Here is a 17,707-nt window from a genome sequence, read left to right as displayed (position 1 = left end):
AAAACACCCGACGTAAACATCATAAAACCTGTAGGAAAAAACCTTTCAGCTCGGCCTTCAACGACAAATTCCAGACAAAAAAATGCCCGGCAAGCCGGGCAGTTTTTTACGCGCCTGCTTACAAGTTGTAGCCGCGTTCGTTGTGAAGCGCCAGATCGATGCCGACCGCTTCTTCTTCTTCGTTGATACGCAGGCCCATGACCGCATCCAGCACCTTGAGGATGATGTATGTAGCGATCGCGGTGTAGATCACCGTGAAGCCCACGCCTTTGCACTGAATCCACACTTGTGCGGCGATGTCGGTCACGGTGCCGAAGCCACCCAGGGACGGAGCAGCGAACACACCGGTCAGGATTGCGCCGAGGATACCGCCAATACCGTGCACGCCGAAGGCATCCAGGGAATCGTCATAGCCGAGCTTGCGCTTGAGGGTGGTAGCGCAGAAGAAGCACACCACGCCAGCCGCCAGACCGATTACCAACGCGCCCATCGGGCCAACGGTGCCGGCAGCCGGGGTGATTGCCACCAGACCGGCAACCACGCCCGAAGCGATGCCCAGTGCGCTAGGCTTGCCGTGGGTGAGCCACTCGGCAAACATCCAGCCCAGTGCAGCAGCAGCGGTAGCGATTTGCGTCACCAGCATCGCCATGCCGGCGGTGCCGTTGGCCGCAGCGGCGGAACCGGCGTTGAAACCGAACCAGCCAACCCACAGCATGGCCGCGCCCATCAGGGTGTAACCGAGGTTGTGCGGCGCCATCGGCGTGGTCGGGAAACCCTTGCGCTTGCCCAGCACCAGGCAAGCAACCAGGCCTGCTACACCGGCGTTGATGTGCACCACGGTGCCGCCAGCGAAATCGAGCACGCCCCAGTCCCACATCAGGCCACCGTTGCCGGACCAGACCATGTGCGCAATCGGCGCATACACCAGGGTGAACCAGATACCCATGAAAATCAGCATCGCGGAGAACTTCATCCGCTCGGCGAACGCACCGACGATCAGCGCCGGGGTGATGATCGCGAAGGTCATCTGGAAGGTGATGAACACCGCCTCGGGGAACAGCGCTGCCGGGCCGGTCAGGCTCGCTGGCGTGACACCCGCAAGGAACGCCTTGCCCATGCCGCCGAAGAACGAGTTGAAGTTGACGACGCCCTGCTCCATGCCCGTGGTGTCGAACGCGATGCTGTAGCCATAAATGACCCACAGGACGCTGATCAGACCGGTAATGGCGAAGCACTGCATCATCACGGAAAGAATGTTTTTCGACCGAACCATGCCGCCGTAGAACAGCGCGAGGCCGGGAATGGTCATGAACAGCACGAGAGCTGTCGATGTCAACATCCAGGCGGTGTCGCCGGAGTTGAGGACTGGGGCCGCCACTTCGTCTGCCGCCAGAGCAAGGCTGGGCATTACGATGGACAACAGGGCTCCTAGCCCTGCGAATTTACGCAGAGTCATATTGTTTTCTCCTGGGGCGTTGGGTTTGTGGCGGCTTAGATAGCGTCGGTATCGGTTTCGCCGGTACGGATGCGAATCGCCTGTTCCAGATTGACCACGAAGATCTTGCCGTCACCGATCTTGCCGGTGTTGGCAGCCTTGGTGATGGCCTCGATTACCCGGTCCAGATCCTTGTCGTCGATGGCGACGTCGATCTTCACCTTGGGCAGGAAATCGACCACGTATTCCGCGCCGCGATACAGCTCGGTGTGACCCTTCTGCCGACCAAAGCCTTTGACTTCGGTGACGGTAATGCCCTGCACGCCGATCTCGGACAGCGACTCGCGTACGTCGTCCAGCTTGAACGGCTTGATGATGGCAGTGACTAGCTTCATGAAAACTCTCTCCCGAATTTGGTGGACTTGCCCCAGGAAAACAAACCCGTCTCAAGTCTAAGCGCAGTGCCTGGCTTTGTAACGCATCGTCGGCCCTGACCTGCCCGTCCGACGCCCCTCACGAAACACTCCCCCCGCTTCGCTTGGCGCACTGCGTTCGTCACAGTGACTGCATCAGTGCATGGGTCATCAGGGTCTAAGCAGAAAGCTTGCCATCTCCATAAAAACTACTGTTTTCAAGCCTTTACCCGCAGATGACTGCTACTTCGCAACAATACCCGACGCGATACGCACTACAACGGTGCGACAGCGTCCGTCCCCATGCGCGAAAATCGTGCATCCCTTGCCCGCGCAAATGACTATAGACACTGCGTGATACACTGCCCGTCATTGTTTCCAGGACATTGCCCATGCTCGCGCCAAAAGACTTCCTCGACGCCCTCACCGGCACCGCCTCCCGCCTTTTCAGCGGCGACACGCCTCTGCCGAAAGCCGAAATCGAAAGCCAGTTCAAAATGTTGCTGCAGAGCGGCTTCAGTAAACTGGATCTGGTGAGTCGGGAAGAGTTCGATAGCCAGATGGTCGTACTGGCACGCACCCGCGCCCGCCTCGAAAGCCTCGAAGCGAAAGTCGCCGAGCTGGAAGCGAAACTGAATCCACCAACCGAATAACACCGCAAATGCTCACTGTGGAACCCAATCCACTGTGGGAGCGAGCCTGCTCGCGAAATGGTCGCCACGACCTTCAGACTCACCTGTAGGAATTGCCGCAACCTGCGCTCTTCAAGCCCGCAAGAATCCCGGCAACTTCCTACGAAGATCTCACTCCCCTTCCGATTGCGCAGCAAAGCTCCGGTTCCTAAGCTCACTCCCAACTGGTTAGCCAGCAATGGGTTTAGCGACTCGAACAGCACCCGACGCACCGTGACCACGTTCGAACCAGAGATTTATTCCTTTCTCGAATTACGGCCGTGCATGGAAGACCTTCGGGCCTGCCAGTATTTCCGCAGGCTTCGGTTCGCCAATTCGCTCGAAAAAGTTTAAGCCCATGTTACATGGCTTAGATAATAGTTTGTGATGAGCACAACTTTTTAAATGGAATACTGTTAGCAACACCACAAGGAGCAACACCCATGAAAATATCCAAGTCTTTAATTGCCGCTTTCGCATTGACTGCATTTCACATAAGTTCAGCGGTCGCTGGGCCGTCTGTTACAGTCACATTCAAGAACCTTGGAACACAGACTGCTACGTATACCCCCATAACAAACAACGAAGCTATAACGAAAGCAAACGCATCACCTACTCCACAAGCGTCCGTGATTGCAAATGGCTCAGATACGTACGTCATACAAAGCCAGATATCACCTGATTACAATCATGCTAATTTGCGATATCAAATTGGCAACAAGAAATGTATTTATTTAGCTACATTTGTGACTACTCCTGGCTTTGGTGCGAGTAAAATTCCAAAATGGAATAATACGGCCACGCCTAGTGGTGGGGCCACCTGCACCATCAAGGTAACCAAAGCAAATCCGTCCACCTATGCCTGGTCAATAGTAATCACCATGAAATAAAGCATGTAGCGCCTTAATCGGCTTATAAGATCTTGCCAAAACATCAACATCTATTAGGCAACATATTATATTTTAGTCATCGAACAGGGAGTGGCAAAAAATGGTTAACTCACTAAACAATTTTGCAGCTAACAGCGGCCAAACGCTGGCTGAAACAAAAAAATTGACAGCGACTCCCGGCAAAAACCCAGGCGTCAACCAAAGCACACCCCAAGTCCCATTTGGCAACGCACGAGATAGCAGTACCGTTTCCACGCTAGCGAGCCAATTGAGCGAAGCCTCAGTACGCGCACAGGCCCGGGATGCACGCCTAACTAGAACGGAACTGAGTTCGATGGCTAATAACACATTCAACGAATTGGAGGGCACTAATTATACTGCCAACAAATCAAAATACGACTCTGAAGTTCCCGACACAGATAGTGCCACATTACTAGCGCGCGCCAAAAGTGCGACACAGTATACAAACGGACTCGGCAAAAATCCGTTTTCGGGGATGCCCATGGATCAGCTGGCTTTAATTACTTACGATGATAGCGGCACCTTTACAGTGAATGAAAGGCGGGCAGCACTGGAAGAGTCAGCCAAACAAGAATTTGCATGGCGACAGAAAGTGGTGGCCGAAGCAGAGTTTGAATATAACAGCACTGGAAAACTCACAAACTTCTCCCAAAGTGTCCTTGACCATTACAAGGGCTTGCCCCCGGTGCTGCAAGCACAGTATCCAAACAACTACGAAGCCAAACTTAAGCACTGGATAGATTTAGACTTCAACTATTTTACGAATGTCGCAGAAGGTAAAAAGAAGATGGATGCCGAGAGCTTCGCCAGCAAAATCCTGGACGGCGATAATAGCTTGTTTGACGACACAACCTCTTCCAAGCAAGCTGCCTCAACATAAGTTGCTTGATTTACACGCGAAATAAATGCGCAGGGGTGTGTCAGGCTGACTTTGCCAGCAGGTTTACGACAGCTGCGCAGCCGAACTCAGCGTTTGGCTGATGTTACAGTGCGTGGCTTCAGCAACATTCTGCGAAAGTTTCCCTCCTATCCGACCGGACTCCACGACTACCCTTCAAAAACCCGCAGGAAGCGGCTCCCGTCATCTCAAGGAACGACCATGTCCCTCTCCATCGTCCACAGCCGCGCCCAGATTGGCGTGGATGCGCCCGCTGTCACCGTTGAAGTCCACCTGGCCAATGGTTTGCCATCGCTGACCATGGTCGGCCTGCCCGAGGCGGCGGTGAAGGAAAGCAAGGATCGGGTGCGCAGCGCGATCATCAATTCGGGGCTGCAATTTCCGGCGCGGCGTATCACGTTGAATCTGGCGCCGGCGGATTTACCCAAGGATGGCGGGCGGTTCGATCTGGCGATTGCCCTGGGGATTCTCTCGGCCAGTGTGCAGGTGCCTACGTTGACGCTCGATGATGCTGAATGCCTTGGGGAGTTGGCGTTATCAGGTGCCGTGCGGGCGGTTCGTGGGGTCTTGCCAGCGGCGCTGGCAGCGCGCAAGGCCGGGCGCTGGTTGATGGTGCCGCGAGCTAACGCTGAAGAGGCGTGCCTGGCCTCGGGACTGAAAGTAATTGCGGTGGATCATCTGCTTGAGGCCGTTGCGCATTTCAATGGGCATACACCGATTGAGCCTTATGTCTCCAATGGCCTGCTCTACGCCAGCAAACCCTACCCCGACTTGAATGAAGTGCAGGGGCAACTCGCGGCGAAGCGTGCGCTACTGATCGCTGCCGCTGGTGCTCACAACCTGTTGTTCAGCGGGCCGCCGGGAACGGGGAAAACCCTGTTGGCGAGCCGCTTGCCGGGATTGCTGCCGCCGCTGGCCGAAAATGAAGCGCTGGAAGTGGCGGCGATTCAGTCGGTCGTCAGTTGCTCGCCGTTGAGCCATTGGCCGCAGCGACCGTTTCGCCAACCGCATCACTCGGCGTCCGGCCCCGCGCTGGTGGGGGGCGGCTCGAAACCGCAGCCCGGCGAAATCACTCTCGCCCATCACGGCGTCCTGTTTCTGGACGAACTACCGGAGTTTGATCGCAAGGTTTTGGAGGTGCTCCGGGAGCCACTGGAATCCGGCCACATCGTGATCTCCCGTGCCAAGGACCGCGTACGCTTCCCGGCGCGCTTTCAACTGGTCGCCGCGATGAATCCCTGCCCCTGTGGATATCTTGGCGAGCCGAGCGGCCGTTGCTCCTGTACGCCGGACATGGTTCAGCGCTATCGCAACAAATTGTCGGGGCCGCTGCTGGATCGTATCGATCTGCACCTTACGGTTGCTCGCGAAGCCACGGCGCTGAATCCTGCGTTGAAACCCGGCGACGATACTGCCACCGCCGCCGAGTTGGTTGCCGATGCACGAGAACGGCAACAAAAGCGCCAAGGCTGCGCCAATGCATTCCTCGATTTGCCGGGCCTGCGCAGACACTGCAAGTTATCCACAGTTGACGAAACCTGGCTGGAAACGGCGTGCGAACGGCTGACCTTGTCGCTGCGAGCGGCCCATCGACTGCTCAAGGTAGCTCGCACCTTGGCGGACCTTGAGCAAGTCGATGGCATCACCCGTGAACACTTGGCCGAGGCGCTGCAATATCGGCCGACAACACTCTAGTCAGTATTACCCCTTGTTGAGATCAACCAACGGCGTCTGCCGCACCTCAGTCTCCCGCCCACCCTGAATCTCGCTCACCTGCTTCAAGGCCTTATCCACATCTGCCTTATCCGCCAACAAGCTGTAGCTGATGCGGAACTGCTTGTGTTCCTTCGGCCCAATCGTCGGCACCAGATTCAATGGCCGCTGATACCGGCGGTTGTAGGAAAAACTCGTTCCTGGTTCCAGCCCCGTGACATAGCCCTGCCCCTGGGTATCGGTGTTTTTCCACAGGGAGAACACGGGCAGTGTCTGAGTATTGAAGCCGACCGAAACCCCTAGGCTGCCGGCCTTGTTATGTAACACGGTCAACGTATCGCCCTTGGCATCGGCATACGGCACCACGTTGTAAACCGTCTCGTCGTAGTCCTTGGTCGGTGCGCGGTAGGTTTGCCAGTCCGGCAGATCGCCTTTGGCTTTGTCGTTGAACGGTGAGACCTGTTTCACCGGCGCGGCGAAGCGGGCGCCCTGTTCCAGGAACGGCGTGCTGAAGTTGCTGTGATACAGCGCCTGGTATTCCTTCGGATAGTCACCGTTGTTGGTCAGGGTGTCGTTGAGGGCGAACGTTACGCTGCCGGGTTCGGTGACCAGTTCGGTTGCCACGGAGAAGTCGACTTTCTTGAACGCCTGCTCTTTCAGCTCGCCGCGCAGGCTGATGGCGTATGGCGGTTTTTCATCGATGTGCAGGGTGACTTTGTTGGCCGGAATGTTGGCGGCGCGGCCGTGCAGGGTCAGCAGTTCACCGTTGTCCATGCCGGGATGGCCGACCCATTCGTAACCGCAGCGGGTGACCAGCTCATTGAAACCTTCCAGCCAGCCCAAGCCACCGCGGCCATTGAGTTCGATGAAGGACGGGTTGACCACTTCCTTGACCGGCGAATCCCAGCCCATGCGCACATTACCGACCGACGCCTGCAGCACGTTCATCCCGCGAGTCGGCACCACCGAGAGTTTCATCGTGCCGTTATCGATGTCGACGATGCTGACGCCCTCCTGCCGACCGCCGTGCAAGGTGCGCAGGGTCACGGAGAAGGGTTTGTCGGTTTTCACCCCGAGTTGCTGGCTGGTGATCTGCCAGTTTTGCGCGGCCTTGTCGCTGTCGAGCAGGACGTAATCCCAGGCCATGGCGTGGGAGGCGGACAGCGCGCCAAGGACAACGAGGAGTTTGAGCGGGGACATGGGGAAAGCCTTTCTTGGAGTTGTGCATTTTTTATAGCGCCGATGAAACGATTCAGCAAGCTTAAAAAAACTTACGCCCGAGCCTTCCCAAGCTAATTAAATTTGACCTTATGCAACCTCCGCACGCTTACGTTAGTCTCATAAGGTTTGAACCTCCGGCAGATTGACGGCGATATCATTATGACACTAAGGTCGCCCGCTAAATGCAGGAGCAAGTACAGACACATTTGTCTGTCATTTTTGCGCAACGGATCGTATGGAGTTTGAATGCGCGGGGCACTATTACGCAGCGGTAAGAGCGGGTCATTCACTGCCCTCGGCGAAACAGGTCAACCGGTCTACCGAGCAGCCCTGCAATTGCGCGAAGCCATTCGCCGCAAGAACCCCGAGTTGGTCGATCATCTGGCCATCCCTCAAAGCGATGAACTCGGGAACCAGATCGATTGGTACAGCGCTCTCGACGGCGATGTGATTCCGTGGAGCAGCGCGACCGAAGAAGAACGTGCCCCTGCCCGCCGCCAGCTTGAAGCGCTGAAGACCGCGCTCGAAGAATTGAGCCAGCGTTTCCTGGGTACGGACTCCGCCGAACAGCCGCAAGGCGACAAAGCCGTGTTCGGTAAGCTGCTCAAGCGCGTGATTCATTTCCCGGACGAAAACTTCGTCTACCTGGTGCAAGGCAAACCGGTGCTGACTTTCTGGGGTTTCGAGCATGCCGGCACCGGCAATGGCAATCCCCTGCACTGCCTCTATCAGGCACCACCCGCGTTCACGCTGCCACCCGAGGTCGAAGCGCCTGTTGTTCCGCCCGTTGTGCCGGTGGTTGCTCGTCCGTGGTGGCGTCGTTGGTGGTGGCTGTTGCTGCTGCCGCTCCTGCTGCTGCTTTTGTGGCTGTTGCTCGGCCTGCGAGGGTGCGTACCGATTCCGTTGGTGGCGGTAGATTTGCTGCCTGACGGCGTTGTGCCAGTAGAAAAACGACTGGAAGAGCCGCCACTGACCGGAAATGTCACGACACTCAACAACGTTCCGGTGACAGGCACCGTTATAGGCTCGACCACTGGAACCGGCACCGCCGTGACTGGAACGCATGGTGTGGAAACGCCGGCCGTCGAGGGTAACGAGGCTGACATGGCACCCGCCGACTTGACCAAAGACCCGGCCATAAATCCGGCAGCTGAAAACAAAACTGCGCCCCCCGAAAACAAAACTGAGCCACCAGAAAACAAAACCGCGCCGCCGGATGTCACATCGCCCGAGGCAGAAAAACCCGCTGCTGCCAAACCCGGCCCGCCCCTGAGCATCCCGCCAGACGCCGCCGACGGTGCCGCCAGGTTTCTCGATGGACAGTACAGCGCAGGCGCCGGGATTCAGGATCGCCGAACCGGCAAACCGCTACGTCTGGAGTACCAACTCAAGGACGGTAAGGGCCAAGTCACCGTACATCAGGCCGACGGCTCGAAATGCAGCGGGCCGGTGAGCGCTACTATGAAGGGTGGCAGCCTGGCCATCGACAGCCAGGGCCAGGCCATTTGCGGCGATGGCAGCACTTACGACATGCCCAAGGTCAGCTGCCGCCCAGGGGCAACCACGATCGCAGACTGCACCGGTGGTTACGGAAAAGAACAATTCCCCATGTCCATGCGGCAAGTGGCCGAATAAAAACGGAATAACCTGACATGTTGCCTGAAGTCACTCAATTCGAAGACACCGTCACACTGGTCAGCGACACCGGCATCCAGTTCATGGATTTCGCCCTGCGCCTGGATCCCCGCAAGGAACCGGCGGGCGAGTTCGCACCGATGATCAGCGGGCTGATCTGCCGCCTGGCGTACAACGAAGAGAAAGACTTCTTTTTCTACGAACCCGAACCGGAAAAGGTCGAAAAAGCCAAACCTGCGTTCAGCGTAGACATGAAAAGCAGCCTCGATTTGCTCGACGGTATCTGGCTACCGATCCCGTTTTTCCGCTTCATGCCGCCGCATCGCTTCGACGAAGGTCCGACCAACTGGTCGCGCATGCGTTTGGTGAAATTGGCAACTCCTGACATCGACGGTAATACCCACCGCCTGACGATGGCGTTCGACAGCCGTGTGATGCCCAAACGTGACGGCACTGCCTATCTGGCGCCGAACGATGAAGACATCAGCTCCGGCGTGTCTTTCAAACTGGCGACCAAGGCTAGCGAAACCCGCTGGTTCCTGGCGCAGCCGTGGGTCAACGAGTGGTTGCTGGAAGTGTTCAATGAGGGCAATGCCCACCGTTCGCGCGCAGAGCTGGACATCGATATTCGCGCTAACCATCACCTGGCGCACTACCTCAACTTGCTCAGCCTGTTGAGCAAACCGTCAGCCGCCCAGGAGTCGAAGGCCCGGGCGAAAGTTGAAATCCCCGAGCTGAAAGTGGTCGCCAACGACAGCAATGGCCTGGTCAAACCCATACCGGTGGACCTGGTGCTGGACGTCGGCAACTCGCGCACCTGCGGCATCCTGATCGAAAACCACGGTCAGGCCGGCTCCGGCCTGAAGCAGAATTATGTGCTGGAACTGCGTGACCTGATCACCCCGGAACACACCTATAACCTGCCGTTTGAAAGCCGCGTGGAGTTCTCCCAGGCGTACTTCGGCAAGGACCACTGCTCGGTCAAGAGCGGTCGCCACGATGCGTTCCAATGGGCGACGATTGCCCGTGTCGGCAATGAGGCCAGTCGTCTGGCCAGTCGTCGTCGCGGCACCGAAGGCTCCACTGGCCTGTCCAGCCCGAAACGCTATCTGTGGGACGAAAACGCCTATGGCCACGGCTGGCGTTTCAACTGCTCGTATATAAAGACCGACAATGAGCCGTACGCCACCGCCGCGCCCTTCTCGCACCTGATCAACGAAACCGGCGAGGCGCTTTACAGCCTCGAAGAAGACGATCGTCTGCCGGTGTTCATGCCGCGTTACTCACGCAGCTCGCTAATGACCTTCATGCTCGCCGAAGTACTGGCCCAGGCGCTGTCGCAAATCAACAGCCCGGCCCAGCGTTCGCGCCAGGGTCACACCCGCGTGCCGCGCCAGCTCAACAGCATTACCCTGACTGTGCCACCGGGCATGCCACAGGCCGAGCGCAGCATCCTCAACGAACGCATGCTGCAAGCCATCGGCCTGGTGTGGAAAAGCCTCGGCTGGCATGCCGGCGAGGAAGATCCACATCAGGATCAGGCCGTCAGCCCGCGCACGCCGATCCCGAGTATCCGCGTGGAATGGGACGAAGCGTCCTGCGGCCAGTTGGTGTACCTGTACACTGAGGTCAACGAGAACTTCGCCGGTCACCCGGAAGAGTTTTTTGACACCATCGCCCGGCCGGACAAGGTCGACCGCCAACGCATCACCCTCGCGACCATCGACATCGGCGGTGGCACCACCGACCTGGTGATCACCGACTATCGCCTCGACCGCGCGGGCAATACCGGCAGCGGCAGCAACGTGCACATCGTGCCGGAACAGCGTTTTCGCGATGGCTTCAAAGTGGCCGGCGACGACATCCTGCTGGACGTGATCCAGGACTTCATCCTGCCGAGTTTCGAAAAAGCCTTGCAGAACGCCGGCGTAAAGGCACCGAACTCACTGATGTCACGGCTGTGTGGCGATGAATCGGTCAGCGCCCAGGACATGATCTTGCGTCAACAATTGAACCTCCAGGTGTTCGCCCCGCTGGGCCTGGCGCTGCTCAAGGCGTATGAGCATTACGATCCGCAGGTCCCGCAAGAAGTCATCCCGCAAAGCTACCGCCAATTGCTCGGTGACAATGCCATCAGCCAGACCGTGCTCGACTACGTCAATGTCGCCGTGCGTCGCGATGTCGGCGCTCAGAGCGGTTTCGACCTGTATGACGCGCCGATCAGCTTCGACCTGCAAAAGCTCCATGCCGCGTTTCTCAACGACCAGATCAACATCACCAAGATCCTTGGTGCGCTGTGTGAAGTGGTCGCGCATTACCCCTGTGATGTCTTGCTGCTGACCGGCCGCCCTTCGCGCCTGCCCGGCATCCAGGCGTTCATTCGCAAGCTGTTGCCGCTGCCACCGGGACGTATTCTGGCGCTGCAAAACTACCGCACCGGCGGCTGGTATCCGTTTCACAAGAACGGCCGGATCGACGACCCGAAAAGCACCGCCTCGGTCGGCGCCATGCTCTGCCTGTTGTGCGCCAACCACAGCGTGCCGAACTTCTACTTCCGGGCATCGGCGCTCAAGCCGTATTCAACGGTCAAGCACATCGGCGTCATCGATCTGAACAACGTGATCAAGGATGCCGACGTGCTGTACCGCGACATCCAGTCCGAAGACTACAAAATCAAGCTACCGGAAATTGGCGTTGGCGACGCCGCCGACACACCGCAGCTGGAAATGCGCGGCGACCTGCGCCTCGGTTTTCGCCAGTTGGCCGCTGACCGCTGGGCCGCTTCGCCGTTGTATACCTTGCGGTTCACCAAGGCGGGTCGGGAGAAGTTTTCCCGGGCAACCGGTGAAAACGGCAGCGCCCCGCTGCTCAAGGTGCGGTTCGAGGTCAAACCGGCGGACAAATACACGCGCAAGCAGGATCTGGTCAGCGACCGCCTCTCGGTTCGCGACATCGAATCCAACAGTAACAACGTCAACTTCAACCCGCGCAGCGACCTCGAGCTGGAACTCAACACCATGCTCGACGCCGGCCTGAGCGAGACCAAGTACTGGCTCGACAGTGGAAGTGTGAAACGCAAATGAAAAACCTGACCCCCGATCAAACTCAGCTCTCTGCCAGTTGGACCGCTGTTTATGAAGGCGCCGGTCAGGCGCTGGACTGGATTGACCAGACGCGCGGCAATGCGCCGCGCCTGGACAGCGAAGCCGACAACCTGAACATCCGCCTGCACCGCGCCCGCAACCTGGCTCAAAGCCTCGGTCGCGTGGCCTGCACGCCGATGACCATTGGCTTTTTCGGCTTGTCCCAGGCCGGCAAGTCCTACCTGATTTCGGCCCTCGCCGCCGGTCAGAACGGTAAGCTGGAAACCGAGTTCGGCGATCATCGCCTGGACTTCATCAAGCACATCAACCCGGTGGGTGGTGGCAAGGAAGCCACCGGCCTGGTAACGCGCTTCAGCCGTCGGGCGACGGAAAGTCAGGACAAGGACTTCCCGGTAGAACTTACGTTGTTCAAGGAAATCGAGCTGGCGAAGATTCTCGCCAACGCCTGGTTCAAGGATTTCGACCTTGAGCGGATTTCCTACGAGATCGACGAGGAGCGCATCCAGCGCGTGCTCAAACCGTTCGAAGGTCGCGAAACCGGGCCGCTGCAAACGGGCGTCAACGCCGACGATCTAGTGTCGCTGTGGGATTACCTGCGCGACAATTTTCGCAACTCGGTGAAGAAGCTTGAGCACCTGTTCTGGCCCAAAGCGTTGCAGCTGGCGCCACGCCTGAATTTCCAGGAACGGGCCGAGCTGTTTTCGATCCTCTGGGGTGAACAAAGCGAGTTGACACGCGTGTACCAGAAACTGGCCGGCGCGCTGCACAAGCTGGGGCTGCCCGAGACCGTGTTCGCACCGTTGAAGGCCTTGGTGAGTTTCGACAACGACACCTACAGCCAGCGCGACAGCATCATGAACGTCGACATCCTCGAACGCTTCGGCAGCCCGCTGGACTTACCGATCGATGTTCGACCGCTGGTTGGCGATCGCCTGCAAAACAGTCAGGCGATTGCGGTCGCGCAACTGGCGGCACTGACCGCCGAAATGACCTTCCGCCTGATCGAAGCGCCGGTGGATGACATCGTCAATCAGGTCGACCTGCTGGATTTCCCCGGTTATCGCGGGCGCCAGAAACTGCACGAGATCGCCGATTCCAACGACCCGCAATCCAGTACCAAGGACAACTCCGTTTCCCAGCTGATCCTGCGCGGCAAGGTCGCCTACCTGTTCGAACGCTACACCGACAACCAGGAAATGAACGCACTGGTGGTCTGCACCAGTTCGACCAAGCAGAGCGACGTCAACGACGTGGGTCCGGTGCTGACCCGCTGGATCGAAAAAACCCAGGGCGCCGACTCGGCTGCTCGCAGCAAGCGCGATACCGGCCTGATCTGGGCGCTGACCATGCTCGACCTGCGCATTACCAACTCCCTGAGCCTGACACCCGATCAGTACGACGAGAGCTGGAACGGCATGGTCAAGCTGACCATGCTGGAGCGTTTCGGTAGCCTGAGCTGGATGAACGACTGGGCCGGTACACCGTTCCAGAACACCTACCTGGTGCGCAAGCCGCGTATGGATGCGGCGTTCATCGGGCAAGACGCAACCGGTGCGGAAACCGGCCTCAATGCCATTTATCAGGAACGTGTCAGCGCGCTGGGCACCAGCTTCGCCAGCAACGCTCTGGTGTGCAAACACATCAGGAATCCGGTCAACGCCTGGACAGAAATGCTGCGCAACGATGACGGTGGCATCAGCCACTTCAGCGGCAGTTTCAAAGGCGTGGCCAATATCGAATTTAAATTGCAGCGTATCCGCGAGCAATTGAGCGAATGCCTCGAAGGCCTGACCACTCACGGTCTGAGCACCTGGTACCACGCTGACGACGACGGCGCCGCAGCCGCCAAGAAAGCCAAAGCGCAAATGATTCTGACGAGCTTGGGCCGGCGCCCGGCGGTACTTGGCGAATTGATCGATCAACTCGACATACCGAGCGAAGAGGTGCGCGACCTGTACCTCAGCGGCGTGTACGAAACCGATGACGAGCCGGCCGTGAACGACGAGCCGGTCACCCCGACACCGAGCCAGAGCCTCTACGGCAATGACACCGGTTTCAATTTCGATTTCAGTGACGACCCGGGCCACGACGCGCCAGTCAGCAGCAAAACCGGCACCCCGGCGCCCGAACCGCAAAGCAACGAGCACCGTTTCGCCAAAGCAGCGTTCAAGGCCTGGATCGCGCACTTGCGTGAACTGACCACCCGGCAAAGCCTGCTCAACCTGCTGGGGCTGGAAAAGGCCTTGCTGGAAGCGGTGGTCGATGAACTGATCACCGCCGGCTATCGCCAGGACTTGCCGGGGCAACTGAGCCGCGCCGTTCTCAAGCGCGCACAAAGTGGCGCGCGGCGCGATCAACTGGTTGAGCGCCAGGTGCTGGAAGTGCAGCGTGTGCTGCGCGATTTCGTGTCCTGGTTCGGCTACCTCCAGAAACCGGTAAGCGAGCGTCCGAACAGCCGCGCCGGTGCCAAGGAGCCCTTGTTTTCGTTCTACACCGACATTGGCCCTGGACAAGTGCCTGTACTGCCGGCGCAACCGGCGAATCAGGCGCAACGGTATCTAGGCGACTGGCTTTCGGGCCTGGCCTACATCACGCAGGACAATGCTGGCCATGGTGCCGGACGTGAAATCACCCCTGAACAGAACGAACGGCTGGGCCAAGTGCTCACAGCCTTCGCAGCGAGATAAGCAATGCCAATTCGTGTCGACCTGCTCGCGTTAGAGCCCAATGTGCCTGGCCAGGCTCGCCTCACTGTGAAGAAATGGCAGGGTGACGAGGAACAGCTGGAGTTTTCCATTCAGCGCAACCAGGACGGTTTTTACCTTCAGGACCACAAGGCCTGGAGCAACAATCCATTCTGGTTCAAGGTCTCGCGTTTCAACCTCGCGGCCAACGGCGAAGCTTTGGAAACCCAGGTCGGACCGGACGTGGTTGACCCACTGCTGGAAGGCGGCGCCAACTCGCAATTCCAGATCGAACTGCGTGAACAGAGCCAAGGCCACGCCGACAAAGGCGTGGTTCGGCCAGGCGTCGGCTTGCTGCCGTCCACGGCCGGCGGCCAGACACGCTCGACTTACGGCGGTGCCGAACTGACGGCGCCGAGCGCACCGGCACCGGAGATCCCGGAGATCCCGGATTTGCCTGAACTGACCCTGTCCACCGCCGAGCCAGAAGTGGAGTTGGAATCGGTACTCACCGAGCGCGCCTATACGCCGCCTCCCGCACCGGTGAAGAAAAGCAACAAAGGTCTGATCGGCCTGTTGATTGTGGTGTTGTTGCTGGCGGCGGGCGCCGGATTCTGGTTCTACAAACGCACCCCAGCGCCTGCGGTTGCAGCCACTGCCAGCGCACCTGCCGGCGCCAATGCTCAAGCCTGCACCCTCGACAGTATGAACAGCCTGACCGAGTTGACCTTCGTCCAGACCTGCATCAAGGCGGCACCCGACAGTGCCAGGTTGTTGGAGATCATCGACCAGGCCAAGGCCAGTAAACATTGCGGCGTCGCCCAGCGCCTGTACGCCAACCGTGCCCAGGCTGGTGACGTGCTGATCGCCAACGCCTATGCCCGTGAATACGACCCTAAATACCTGAAGGCCAGCGAGTGCTTCCCGGCTGCGGACAACGCCACCGCCGCCTACTGGTATGAAACCATCCTCACCCAGGACCCGAACAATGCCGAAGCCAAGCAGCGTTTCGAGGAGTTGCAGAAGTGATGCGTTCACCCATGAGTCGACTCCTGCTGAGCGGTGCCGCCTTACTCGCGCTGTGCATCAGCCCGCTGTCCCAGGCCGATGACAAACCGCTGATCCAGGCCGGTAAAAAGACCCTGTTCCAACGCGTGCTGACCACACCGGGCTGCAAAATCAGCTCGACGGCGGGCGGTGCCGAAGGTGAAGCACAACCGGTCTTCAGCCGCTTCTATGTGTACGAACGTGCGCAAGCGAACAATGCCGAATGGCTGAAAGTTGGTCCCGACAGTTATGGCAAAACCATTGGCTGGTTGCCTGCCAGCTGCACCACCGACTGGAAGATGCAGCTGACGCTGGCCTTCACTAACCCGGCCAACCGCGACCGGCTGCTGTTCTTCAAGGACCGCGCCACCGTCGAAGGCATCCTCGATGCACCGGACCCGGTCAGCAAAGTCGCGCCGCTGCGGGCCACGCTGAAAAAGGGCCTGCAAGCACCGGGCGTACTGGCTGAAGAACCTGAATACTTCGTCGACCTGCAAAAGCAGTTCTACCTGCTGCCGGTGCTCAGTGGCGAAGAAGTCATGACCGAAAGCGGTTTCCGCACGCGCCTGCTCAATGTGGCCTCCGTCAGCAAGCCGGATGACAAGAACGCCAAGGGCGGGGCTGCAAACAGCCCTGCCGGCAGCAAGGAAGCCGAAGAGAAAAAGGCCAACCAGCTGAAGGAATTCAGCGCGGCCGTGGTATTTGTCATCGACTCGACGATCTCGATGGACCCCTATATCGACCGCACCCGCGAGGCGATCCGCAAGGTTTACCAGAAGATCGAAGCGCAGAACCTCGGCAAGCAGGTCAAGTTCGGCCTGGTGGCTTTCCGCTCCAACACCCAGGCAGTACCGGGGCTGGAATACACCACCAAGATGTACGCCGACCCTACCAAGGTGAAAGACAGCGCCGACTTTTTCGCCAGGATCAAAGACCTCAAACAGGCTAACGTGTCGAGCAGCAGCTTCGATGAAGACTCGTTTGCCGGGGTCATGGAGAGCATCGACAAGGTCGACTGGAGCCAGTTCGGCGCACGCTACGTGGTGCTGATCACCGATGCGGGCGCCATCGAAGGCGACGACAAGCTGTCGAAGACCGGCTTGAGCGCTGCACAGGTGCGTATCGAAGCCGCCAACCCGGGTGTGGCGATTTACACGCTGCACCTGAAAACCCCGGCCGGTGCCAAGGACCATGCCAAGGCCGAGGCGCAATACCGGAATCTGTCGACCTACCCGGGTACCAACACTTCGCTGTACTACCCGGTAAACGCAGGCGATGTGCAAGAATTCGGGCGCAAGGTCGACACACTGGCCGCAGCGATCACTACACAAGTCAAAGCCGCCTACATGGGCGAAGACGCCATCGGCAGCGCGGCGAACGCCAAGCAGGACCCGGCCGAGAAAAAAATGCTCGAAGACGCGGCGCTGATCGGCCACGCCATGCAACTCGCCTATCTCGGCGAGAGGACCAACAGCAAGGCCCCGCCAGTGTTCAAGGCATGGATCACCGACCGCGACCTGATCAAGCAGAACATTCCGACCACCGACGTGCGGGTGCTGCTGACCAAGTCACAGCTCAGCGACTTGAGCGACGTGATGAAGCAGATTCTCGATGCCGCCAACGAGGGCCTGATTTCGCCAACGGACATGTTCAATCGCCTGCGCTCGGTGGCGGCGACCATGGGCGCCGATCCCAATCAGCTCAAACAGAACAGCAACGCCAAACTGGCGGACATGGGCGTGCTCGGTGAATACCTTGAAGACCTGCCTTATCAGAGTGAAGTGCTGAACCTGGATGAAGAGACCTGGAAGAGCTGGGATGGTCTGGCACAAGAAAAATTCATCCGCACGCTGAACACCAAACTGCGGCATTACCAGCGTTACAACGCCGATGTCGACCGTTGGGTAGCCTTAGCCAAAGACAGCGATGCGCGGGACAACGTCTACCCCGTCCCGCTGGAAATGATGCCCTGACG

Annotated in this window: 12 protein-coding genes; 9 read left to right on the top strand and 3 right to left on the bottom strand. The window is 58.6% G+C overall.

Features of this window, described 5'->3' with window-relative positions:
• Positions 1 to 118 precede the first annotated feature (118 nt).
• Entirely contained in the window at positions 119 to 1,456 is a 1,338-nt protein-coding gene (locus KGA98_RS01700) for an ammonium transporter (RefSeq protein WP_057712776.1), read from the bottom strand.
• Positions 1,457 to 1,491: 35 nt separating this feature from the next.
• On the bottom strand, positions 1,492 to 1,830 hold the full coding sequence (gene glnK, locus KGA98_RS01695; protein WP_002555808.1) for a P-II family nitrogen regulator: 339 nt from the start codon (positions 1,828 to 1,830) through the stop codon (positions 1,492 to 1,494).
• A gap of 410 nt (positions 1,831 to 2,240) precedes the next feature.
• On the opposite strand from glnK, the gene KGA98_RS01690 reads away from it, so the two are divergent.
• The 4 genes from KGA98_RS01690 (at position 2,241) to KGA98_RS01675 (ending at position 6,023) form a co-directional block, all read left to right on the top strand.
• Positions 2,241 to 2,501: an accessory factor UbiK family protein gene (locus KGA98_RS01690; RefSeq protein ID WP_046038993.1), complete on the top strand. Its 261-nt coding sequence runs from the start codon at positions 2,241 to 2,243 to the stop codon at positions 2,499 to 2,501.
• 461 nt (positions 2,502 to 2,962) lie between these two features.
• A complete protein-coding gene (locus KGA98_RS01685) occupies positions 2,963 to 3,409 on the top strand; it encodes a hypothetical protein (protein ID WP_223500568.1) in 447 nt (148 codons plus the stop codon).
• Between the two features lie 100 nt (positions 3,410 to 3,509).
• Positions 3,510 to 4,310, top strand: coding sequence for a hypothetical protein (locus tag KGA98_RS01680; RefSeq protein WP_223500566.1), 801 nt, complete (start codon positions 3,510 to 3,512; stop codon positions 4,308 to 4,310).
• A gap of 219 nt (positions 4,311 to 4,529) precedes the next feature.
• Positions 4,530 to 6,023: a YifB family Mg chelatase-like AAA ATPase gene (locus tag KGA98_RS01675; protein ID WP_057712774.1), complete on the top strand. Its 1,494-nt coding sequence runs from the start codon at positions 4,530 to 4,532 to the stop codon at positions 6,021 to 6,023.
• 6 nt (positions 6,024 to 6,029) lie between these two features.
• Here KGA98_RS01675 and KGA98_RS01670 read toward each other — a convergent pair whose 3' ends face one another.
• Complete coding sequence (locus tag KGA98_RS01670) at positions 6,030 to 7,241, bottom strand: aldose 1-epimerase family protein (protein WP_223500563.1); 1,212 nt, start codon at positions 7,239 to 7,241, stop codon at positions 6,030 to 6,032.
• A gap of 267 nt (positions 7,242 to 7,508) precedes the next feature.
• Between KGA98_RS01670 and KGA98_RS01665 the strand changes: the two genes are divergently transcribed.
• The 5 genes from KGA98_RS01665 to KGA98_RS01645 are packed head-to-tail and all read left to right on the top strand — an operon-like array spanning position 7,509 to position 17,705.
• On the top strand, positions 7,509 to 8,897 hold the full coding sequence (locus tag KGA98_RS01665) for an SrfA family protein (RefSeq protein WP_223500555.1): 1,389 nt from the start codon (positions 7,509 to 7,511) through the stop codon (positions 8,895 to 8,897).
• A 17-nt stretch (positions 8,898 to 8,914) separates the two neighbouring features.
• Entirely contained in the window at positions 8,915 to 11,980 is a 3,066-nt protein-coding gene (locus KGA98_RS01660; RefSeq protein ID WP_102669372.1) for a virulence factor SrfB, read from the top strand.
• A complete protein-coding gene (locus KGA98_RS01655; protein WP_223500548.1) occupies positions 11,977 to 14,688 on the top strand; it encodes a putative virulence factor in 2,712 nt (903 codons plus the stop codon). The genes KGA98_RS01660 and KGA98_RS01655 overlap by 4 nt, the downstream gene beginning before the upstream one ends.
• A 3-nt stretch (positions 14,689 to 14,691) precedes the next feature.
• Positions 14,692 to 15,714 (top strand): hypothetical protein, encoded by a 1,023-nt coding sequence (locus KGA98_RS01650; RefSeq protein ID WP_223500539.1) that lies wholly within the window; start codon positions 14,692 to 14,694, stop codon positions 15,712 to 15,714.
• Between the two features lie 11 nt (positions 15,715 to 15,725).
• Positions 15,726 to 17,705 (top strand): vWA domain-containing protein, encoded by a 1,980-nt coding sequence (locus KGA98_RS01645; RefSeq protein ID WP_057716539.1) that lies wholly within the window; start codon positions 15,726 to 15,728, stop codon positions 17,703 to 17,705.
• Positions 17,706 to 17,707: the final 2 nt, after the last annotated feature.

Source organism: Pseudomonas sp. BF-R-24, assembly GCF_019947335.1.
In the GTDB taxonomy this organism is placed as follows: Bacteria; Pseudomonadota; Gammaproteobacteria; order Pseudomonadales; family Pseudomonadaceae; genus Aquipseudomonas; species Aquipseudomonas jessenii.
The sequence above is the reverse complement of the archived record's forward strand: the minus strand, read 5'-3'. Positions and strand labels throughout refer to the sequence as shown.